The organism is Streptococcus equinus ATCC 9812 (assembly GCF_000187265.1).
In the GTDB taxonomy this organism is placed as follows: Bacteria; Bacillota; Bacilli; order Lactobacillales; family Streptococcaceae; genus Streptococcus; species Streptococcus equinus.
Genome location: NZ_GL698429.1, coordinates 614,830 through 622,852, shown reverse-complemented (window position 1 = coordinate 622,852; position 8,023 = coordinate 614,830). Strand labels below are relative to the sequence as shown.

Below are 8,023 nucleotides of genomic sequence, written 5' to 3'. Positions count from 1 at the left end.
AATCATATTTAATCATTGTCCCTTGGAAATGAGGGCACAAGGGAGGCGTATAATCTAGTTTAGCGTAGATTTCACGGTGGCTGCCACCATCAAGAGCCTTTTGAATGGTAATATTATTGTCTTTAATTCCGATGAGTTCTGTGGTATTATTAATCTGTTCCATAAGATACTTTCTAATAATGGTTTGATCGCTTTTCATTATAAGTCTTATGGGACTTTTTTTATACTCAAAAAAGTCCTATAATCTCCAAAGTGGCATTACCCACTACAGAAATTATAGAGCCTTAAAAATAAAAAAGCTGGATAGACCGGCTTTTCATTTGTCTCGATAGCTTGATTTATCTTTATTTTAAGGAATTTTGCTATAATTGAGATATCACTTAGTTAGGAAATAATATGACAGATACAATTTATGGAAAATATGTGAGTATCTTCCTTTGATTTTAGAGGATTTTAGCAAGCGTATTCAAGAAAAAAATAAAGGGGCGAAGCAGGCGACAGGATATAAGTTATTTGAGCATTTTGTGGCGCGTGTGAAGACGCCTGAGAGTATGGTTGAAAAATGCCAACGAAAAAATTTCCCAGTGACTACTGAGTCAGCTTTAAAAGAAATTCGTGACAGCATTGGTCTTCGAATTGTCTGTGGGTTTGTCGATGACATTTATACTCTGGCTGAACTTATTCGACAATTTGATGACTGCAAAGTGCTTGCTGAAAAAGACTACATCAAAAATGCTAAACCAAATGGCTACCGCTCATATCACATGATCGTAGAAGTGGAGACACCATATCCTGACTGTCTTTGGAATGAGCAAGGCTCATACTTCATTAAAATTCAGCTTCGCACGATTGCTATGGATTCTTGGGCGAGACTAGAACATCAAATGAAATACAAGCATGATATCAAACACCCAAAACGAATTGCACGTGAGTTAAAACGCTGCGCAGATGAGTTAGCATCGTGTGATTTGACCCTGCAAACCATTCGTAATTTGATTCAGGAAAGTGATTAACCTAAGGAGAGAGCGATGAAAGTTTTGATTGCAGAAGATGAAGTTCAGATGAATCGTGTTTTGACAACAGCGTTGACACATGAAGGATATGATGTTGATTCTGTTTATGATGGACAAGCTGCGATTGATCAGGCAAATGAAAATGCATATGACGTTATGGTCATGGATATCATGATGCCCATTAAGTCTGGAATTGAGGCGGTGCAGGAAATTAGCCAGAGTGGCAATCAAGCTCATATCATTATGCTGACAGCTATGTCAGAAATAGATGACCGTGTGACGGGGCTTGATGCAGGAGCTGATGATTATCTTACGAAACCTTTTTCGTTGAAGGAGTTGCTCGCGCGACTTCGTTCAATGTCACGTCGTGTAGATACAGCTTTCACTTCAAATATTTTAAAACTGGGTAGTGCTACTTTAAATGTCGGTGAGCAGGAACTTGCTAGCCAAAATACGATTCAATTAGCTGGTAAAGAAGCAAAAATGCTTGAATTCTTCATGTTGAACCCAGGGAAAAAATTATCAACCGACCAAATTTTTAATCACGTATGGGCAACAGATAAGGATGACCCTGATATTGATAATGGTTATGTCTTTATATATGTTTCCTACCTTCGCCAGAAACTTCAAGCTATTGGGACAAATCTCGTGATTGAAGGAGAGGAAATGGGGGACTACGAGTTAAGAGAATTGTAGGTGGCTTATGTTTCGGAAACTTCGGATACGGTTTATTGCAATTGCATCTTTAGCGATTCTACTTGTCTTGTTTTCGGTTGTTGGGGTTTTAAATTCAGCACGCCATGTTCAGACAGTAGATGAGATTAATAAAATCTTGAATTTATTAGCAGATAACGGAGGTAGTTTTCCAAGTATTTCTAAGACGACAAGTGAGCTTGGTGACACCGTTTCGACAGACACACTCTTTCAATACCGTTATTTTAGTGCGAAAATCAATCAAAATGGCAATATTATTTCCATGAATTCAAGTAATATTTCAGATTTGTCTGACCAGCAAGTAGAAGAGTTTCTTGTTAAGGCGAGCAAGTCTAGAAACACAAGAGATGATTTTTCGTTCAATCACCACACCTATTCTTATTTGGTGACAGAGGACAAGGGGGTAAAATCAATCGTCGTTCTTGACTCGACCAATCAATTTAACGACAACATGACTTTGGTGCATTTGTCAGTTTGGATGTCGGGAATTAGTTTTGTTTTCTTTGTCTTGGTGATTTCGATTGTCTCTGGGAAGGTCATTAAGCCATTTATCAGAAATTATGAAAGGCAGCGCCGTTTTATCACAAATGCTGGGCACGAATTAAAGACGCCTCTTGCCATCATTTCAGCTAATAATGAACTTGTTGAGCTGATGAATGGTGAGTCTGAATGGACAAAAATTACTAATGACCAGATTCAGCGCATGACTGGTCTGATTAATGGTTTGGTTGCTATGGCGCGTTTAGAAGAACAGCCTGAAGTTGTGCTAACGGATTTGAATTTTTCAGAGATTGCAGAAGATGCTGCAGAAGATTTCAAAGGACCAGTTATCAAAGATGGCAAGAATTTCGTCATGGACATTCAGCCAAATATTCACGTCAAGGCTGAAGAAAAGTCTTTGTTTGAGTTGGTTATGCTTCTCGTCGATAATGCCAATAAATATTGTGACCCAGGTGGTACAGTTTCAGTTGTCTTGAGTAAGGGAAGATTATCTAAAGCAAAACTTGAAATTTCAAACACTTATGCTGAAGGTAAAGACATTGATTACAGCAAATTTTTCGAACGCTTTTACCGTGAAGACGAGTCGCATAATAACCAGAAATCTGGCTACGGCATCGGACTTTCTATGGCACGAACCATGGTGAAACTCTTTAAGGGAAATATCTCTGTGAACTATAAAGATGATACCATTACATTTGTGGTGAGCATATAAAATAACCAGCTAGTTAAACTAGCTGGTTTTTAGTCCTCAAACACTAAATCCTGACAGGCGTTTGACTTGTTCGAGACTTTCGTTTGGTCCGTAGTTGTTTGGAAAATGATCAAGTTTAGCGATGGTATCAAGGTCGTTTTGGGTAAGTTCAAAATCAAAAACGTCAAAATTTTCTTTGATACGGTTGATGTGAACTGATTTTGGAATGGTAAGAATGTCGTTTTGAATTTGCCAGCGAAGGATGATTTGAGCGACAGACTTGCCGTATTTTTCAGCGATGCTATTGAGCGTAGCGTCTTTAAAAATATCATCTTTTCCTTGGTTAAAAGGACTCCAAGCTTGGGTAGCAACACCGAGTTCTTGGTTTGTCGCACGAAGAATGGTTTGTTGCTTGTATGGGTGAAGTTCGATTTGATTTAGTGCAGGAACGATATCGGTGTTGACTGCAAAGTCAGTCACGCGCCCAGTTGAGAAGTTTGACACTCCAATGGCACGAATGCGACCTTCTTTGTAAAGTTCACTCATTGCACGCCAAGCACCATGAGTGTCACCATAAGGTTGGTGAATGAGATAAAGGTCAAGATAATCTGTCCCTAGTTTTTTAAGACTTGTTTCAAATGCTTTTTGGGTTTCATCGTAGCCAAGCTGGTTAATCCACGCTTTTGTTGTGATGAAAACATCTTCACGTTTGATACCAGAAGCTTTGATAGCTTGACCTACGGCTTCTTCGTTTTTGTAAAGAGCAGCAGTATCGATAAGGCGGTAGCCGACTTCAAGAGCATCTTCAACAGATTTTTGACACTCAGCTTGGTCGAAAATTTGCCAAACACCAAATCCCAATTTGGGAATTTCGACACCATTATTTAGAGTTTTATATTCCATGCTAATTCTCCTTTTTTCCTTGATTCTAGCATAAAAGACTTTCATGGTAAAAAAATTTGTCTCAAACTATATTGCTATGGTCAGCGAATTCATTTAAGCTAAGTTTGATTTCATTGATAAAACTTTGGCTGATTGGCGCCAATTTTTTCTTCTTATTGGTCACATAACCAAGTGTGTGCTTTGGACTGTTTTTTAGAGGAATAAGAACAATTTGATCTCGAACAAAGCTATTGACAATTCCAAGACCAGAAGCGTAAGCATCGGTTGCACACAATAAATTCATCACAGTTCCACGGTCGTTGCTGTAGAGAATATGTTGTTTATCATGAATTTCAAGTACGTCTTCGTCAAAATTGAGCCCAGACTGCTCTTGACGAAAACGAATTTGATTATAGCCTTTCAAGTCACTCTCAGAAATGACAGTTTTACTTGCCAAAGGGTGATTCCGTCTAAGAAAAATACGTGTTGGAAAGTCACCAAGTGAAGTGAACTCGAGTTCATGGTGCTCCAGAGCTGATTTTAAACTATGCTTATTTTCATCATCTAGGTAAATAATTCCCAAATCAGCTTCAAAAGATGCTACGCTGTCTAATATTTTTTTAGTACTTGTTTCGATGGTATGAAATTCTTGGTAGTTATGTTTGAATTCTTGAGCGACTTTGGCAAGGGGAATTGATAAGAAGTCATAGTGATGAGAAGCAACCGTAAAGCTTTTTTTGAATTGGTCATGATAGCGTTGTTGCAACAAATCTAGCTCACCAATGATACGTTTGGCGTATTTCAAAAAATCATGCCCGTCCTCTGTTAAACGCGTTCCCGTGTTTGAGCGAGTAAACAGTTGAACACCAAGCTCATTTTCCAAATCCTTGATCGAACATGACAAGTTGGGCTGAGTCATATATAATTCCTTGGCAGCCTGACTAAAAGACCCTACACGAGCGACGACTTCAACATAACGACATTGTTGGAAATTTATAAAACATCATCCTTTCTTGAAATAATTGATATTATTATAATTGAATCAAATTAAAAAATCAGCAATATTCTGATAAAAATATTTAAAGTCTTGATAAAAAAATCCTATAGCCAGTGATAAAACAATCTAATTATTAACCAATATTATGGCTAGTCATAAAAAATAAAGATTTTTCAAATATGTGAAAGTTTGCTACAATGAGCCTAGGAAGCTTCTCGGGGGTGATGTGTTAATGCTCTTTACAGAAAAGTGCTTAAGAAATAGTTCAATCGTTGTTACAATTGTTCTTGTCATATCTCTTCTAATATTTTTTAAATATTCTTCCTTCAAAGCCTATCAAACTAATAAAATCTCTTCACATATTGAAAAGGAAGATATTGTTTTTTTAGATAGTCTAAGAAATTTAACACATCTACCTTACGAGTAAAAGAAGCTGGGATAAAAGTGCTCAGCTTCTTTTTTGTGTCATTATAATTTTTTAAGGTCATAACTAATCTTTATGACCAAGCATAAATAAAATAGATTTTTCAAGTTTTCTAAAGCGTGATAGTATAATTGCCATACCAATTGCAAAGGAGATGACATTATGACAACAAAAAGAGAATGGGTTTTACAGGCATTTAAAAATGAACCAGTTGACAAGGTTCCAGTCGGCTTCTGGTATCACTTTACAACTGATGAGGAACGAAGTGATGGTTTTAATCCAGAAATTTTTAATAAAAATATTGCTGGTCACAAAAAATTTGTCGCTGACGTTAATCCTGATTTTGTCAAAATCATGAGCGATGGTTTCTTCACTTATCCAAACGAACAAATTCGTGAAGGAATTACTTCCATTAAAGAACTCGAAGGTATCACATCAATCGGTGAAAATCATCCATGGATTGAAAAGCAAATTGAGCTCGCTAAAAAAATCCGTGACGATTTTCCAGAAGACATTGCCTCTTTTTATAATATTTTTGCCCCCACGACTTATCTCAAGTGGCATCTCGCAGGAAAAGGTGGTAATGGTGATACGATTATCGAAGATTTTATCAAAGAAGATGCTGAGTTGACAAAGACAGTTCTTGATGTGATTGCTTTTGATATTGGCTTGTTAACGAAACGTTTGATTGAAGAAGCAGGTGTTGATGGTATTTATCTCAGTGTTCAAAATTTGCAAGATTCACGATTGAGTCGTAAGGAATATGACCATGTTATTAAGCCAGGTGAACTTCATATCTTGAATCGAGCTATTAGCTCAGGTGGCACAAATATTCTTCACATTTGCGGTTACGAAGGTGCGACAAATGACATTTCTTACTATACTGGTTATCCTGCTGATGTGATTAATTGGGCTGTTGAATTGGAAGGTGTTAGTTTATCAGAAGGTCGTGAATTATTTGGCAGGAAGACAGTTCTTGGCGGATTTAGAAATACCGAAAATGACTTACTTTATCAAGGCAGCAAAGAAGCGATTCAAAATAAAGTTAGAGAAATTCTTGATGAAATAGGTCGAAAAGGTGTAGTTATTGGAGCTGACTGCACAGTGCCAAATGACATTGCAGCTGAGCGTATTGCTTGGGTCAAAGAAGCCGTCGGATTTTAGAGATTTCAGAAATCAAGGAAAGTTTTAGGTAAAAAGAAAAAGGAGAGTTATATGAGTAAGAAAAAATGGATTATTTCAGGAGGCGTTATCGTAGCTCTTGTTGCAGCAACTATTGTTGGACGTCAATTGACAGGGAAAAATTCAGCAAGTGCAGATAGTTCATCAGAAAGCTCTGAAAAAGTGACAACTTTGCAAGTCGCTCACACGCAAAACTATGTTCCATATGATTATATCAACGAAAAAGGTGATAGCGATGGTTTTGAAGTTGCGGTATTGAAAGCTGTTGATGAAAAATTGAAAAACTATAAATTCGATTACACTGGAACAAGTGATGAAGATTTGTTGATTGGACTTGAATCTGGCAAATATGATATTGGTGTCAAAGGTGCTTGGTACACTGAAGAACGTGCTGAAAAATTTGTGATTCCTGATGAAGCCATCGGTGCAAGTGTTATTGGCTTTGCTATTCGAAAAGAGGACGAATCTAAATACAAAGATATTGATTCTTTTGCAAAAAACGGTGGTAAGTTAGTGCCAATTTCCCCTCAAAATGCTCAATACAATGTGATTCAAGAATACAATAAGAAAGCTAAAAATCCGATTGAATTGACTGAGTCAGAAAGTTTCTCTGTTGCTGATGCCTATGCTTGGGTTCTTGAAGGACGTGACGATGCTTATTTCTCAATCAAGTTGTCATTTGAAGAAGCTGTTCAAGACGAAGATGGTGCTTATCATCAATATGCTGATCAATTAACTTGGTTCCCATATAAGGGAATTGAAACTTATCCGTTGATTCACAAAAATTCAACTAACAAAGCATTTGTAAAAGAGTATGACAAAGCAGTTAAAGAATTGCAGGAAGACGGTACGATTGCAAAACTTTCAGAAAAATACTTTGGAGAAGATGTCTTTAGTTATGTAACAGATTAGGAGGTGCCTATGGTTTCTTATGAACCGTCTCGTGTGATAACATTTCTTCCGGAAATTTTATCAGCTTTACCTCTGACTTTATGGGTTTTAGTATTGACCATTTTATTTGGAAGCCTGTTAGGACTTTTTTTGGCTTGGTCACAGTTGTCAGGTGAAAAAAGCTTATCCTCTTTTGCAAGAGGATATGTCTTTATTTTAAGATGTACGCCACCTATTGTGCTTATCTTTTTGGTTTTTTATGGTTTACCTCGTTTTATTGAATGGTGGCTTGGCATCGATGTGAATGGCTGGTCTCGTGCGGTATTTGTCATTTTGGCAATGACTTTGCTATTTGGTGCAAGTATTTCTGAAGTTTTTAAGTCATCTTATCAAGCTCTACCTAAGGGGCAATTAGAGGCTGGACTCAGTATTGGTCTGACAGAATATCAAACCTTCATTAGAATTCTTTTACCGCAGGCGTTTCGAATTGCACTTCCAAATATTGTGACAGCTATTATTAATCTTTTAAAAGATATTGCACTTGCTTATACGATTGGGTTAGTTGATTTAATGGGAGAAGGAAATCTCATCATTTCAAGAAATATGGGAAATTATTCTCTTGAAACTTATACAGCAGTTGCTATTGTTTACTGGGTTTTAGCCTTCTTCTTATCTTTTATTGCACATGTGACTGAAAATGAATTGAATACCGAAAAGGGCTAAGGAGG

At 37.1% G+C, this 8,023-nt stretch carries 7 protein-coding genes and 2 pseudogenes; 6 read left to right on the top strand and 3 right to left on the bottom strand.

All coding sequences use genetic code 11. From position 1 onward, the window contains the following. Positions 1-163 (bottom strand): annotated as a pseudogene (locus HMPREF0819_RS09290) (ISL3 family transposase); the annotation flags it as partial. Positions 164-396: 233 nt separating this feature from the next. Between HMPREF0819_RS09290 and HMPREF0819_RS02965 the strand changes: the two are divergent. From HMPREF0819_RS02965 to HMPREF0819_RS02955, 3 genes and pseudogenes are all read left to right on the top strand, one after another. Next, positions 397-1,013 (top strand): annotated as a pseudogene (locus HMPREF0819_RS02965) (GTP pyrophosphokinase). A gap of 15 nt (positions 1,014-1,028) precedes the next feature. After that, positions 1,029-1,709: a response regulator transcription factor gene (locus tag HMPREF0819_RS02960; RefSeq protein WP_004232090.1), complete on the top strand. Its 681-nt coding sequence runs from the start codon at positions 1,029-1,031 to the stop codon at positions 1,707-1,709. Positions 1,710-1,716: 7 nt separating this feature from the next. After that, entirely contained in the window at positions 1,717-2,940 is a 1,224-nt protein-coding gene (locus tag HMPREF0819_RS02955) for an ATP-binding protein (protein ID WP_004232088.1), read from the top strand. Positions 2,941-2,976: 36 nt separating this feature from the next. Here HMPREF0819_RS02955 and HMPREF0819_RS02950 read toward each other — a convergent pair whose 3' ends face one another. Beyond that, positions 2,977-3,822, bottom strand: a complete 846-nt coding sequence (locus HMPREF0819_RS02950) for an aldo/keto reductase (RefSeq protein WP_044023291.1) — start codon at positions 3,820-3,822, stop codon at positions 2,977-2,979. 61 nt (positions 3,823-3,883) lie between these two features. Next, entirely contained in the window at positions 3,884-4,798 is a 915-nt protein-coding gene (locus HMPREF0819_RS02945; protein ID WP_044023290.1) for a LysR family transcriptional regulator, read from the bottom strand. 583 nt (positions 4,799-5,381) lie between these two features. Here HMPREF0819_RS02945 and HMPREF0819_RS02940 point away from each other — a divergent pair. The 3 genes from HMPREF0819_RS02940 to HMPREF0819_RS02930 are packed head-to-tail and all read left to right on the top strand — an operon-like array spanning position 5,382 to position 8,018. Next, the gene (locus HMPREF0819_RS02940) at positions 5,382-6,386 is read left to right on the top strand and encodes a uroporphyrinogen decarboxylase family protein (protein WP_174221173.1); all 1,005 of its coding nucleotides are present in this window, start codon (positions 5,382-5,384) and stop codon (positions 6,384-6,386) included. Positions 6,387-6,437: 51 nt separating this feature from the next. Next, the gene (locus HMPREF0819_RS02935) at positions 6,438-7,316 is read left to right on the top strand and encodes a transporter substrate-binding domain-containing protein (protein WP_004232081.1); all 879 of its coding nucleotides are present in this window, start codon (positions 6,438-6,440) and stop codon (positions 7,314-7,316) included. Between the two features lie 9 nt (positions 7,317-7,325). Further along, positions 7,326-8,018 carry an amino acid ABC transporter permease gene (locus HMPREF0819_RS02930; protein WP_004232080.1) on the top strand — a complete coding sequence of 231 codons (693 nt, stop codon included), beginning with the start codon at positions 7,326-7,328 and terminating at the stop codon, positions 8,016-8,018. The last annotated feature ends 5 nt before the right edge of the window (positions 8,019-8,023 follow it).

Coding starts and splice junctions, on each gene's coding strand:
- HMPREF0819_RS02955 (WP_004232088.1), top strand. CDS start 1,717: ATGTTTCGGAAACTTCGGATACGGTTTATTGCAATTGCATCTTTAGCG.
- HMPREF0819_RS02930 (WP_004232080.1), top strand. CDS start 7,326: ATGGTTTCTTATGAACCGTCTCGTGTGATAACATTTCTTCCGGAAATT.
- HMPREF0819_RS02935 (WP_004232081.1), top strand. CDS start 6,438: ATGAGTAAGAAAAAATGGATTATTTCAGGAGGCGTTATCGTAGCTCTT.
- HMPREF0819_RS02950 (WP_044023291.1), bottom strand. CDS start 3,822: ATGGAATATAAAACTCTAAATAATGGTGTCGAAATTCCCAAATTGGGA.
- HMPREF0819_RS02960 (WP_004232090.1), top strand. CDS start 1,029: ATGAAAGTTTTGATTGCAGAAGATGAAGTTCAGATGAATCGTGTTTTG.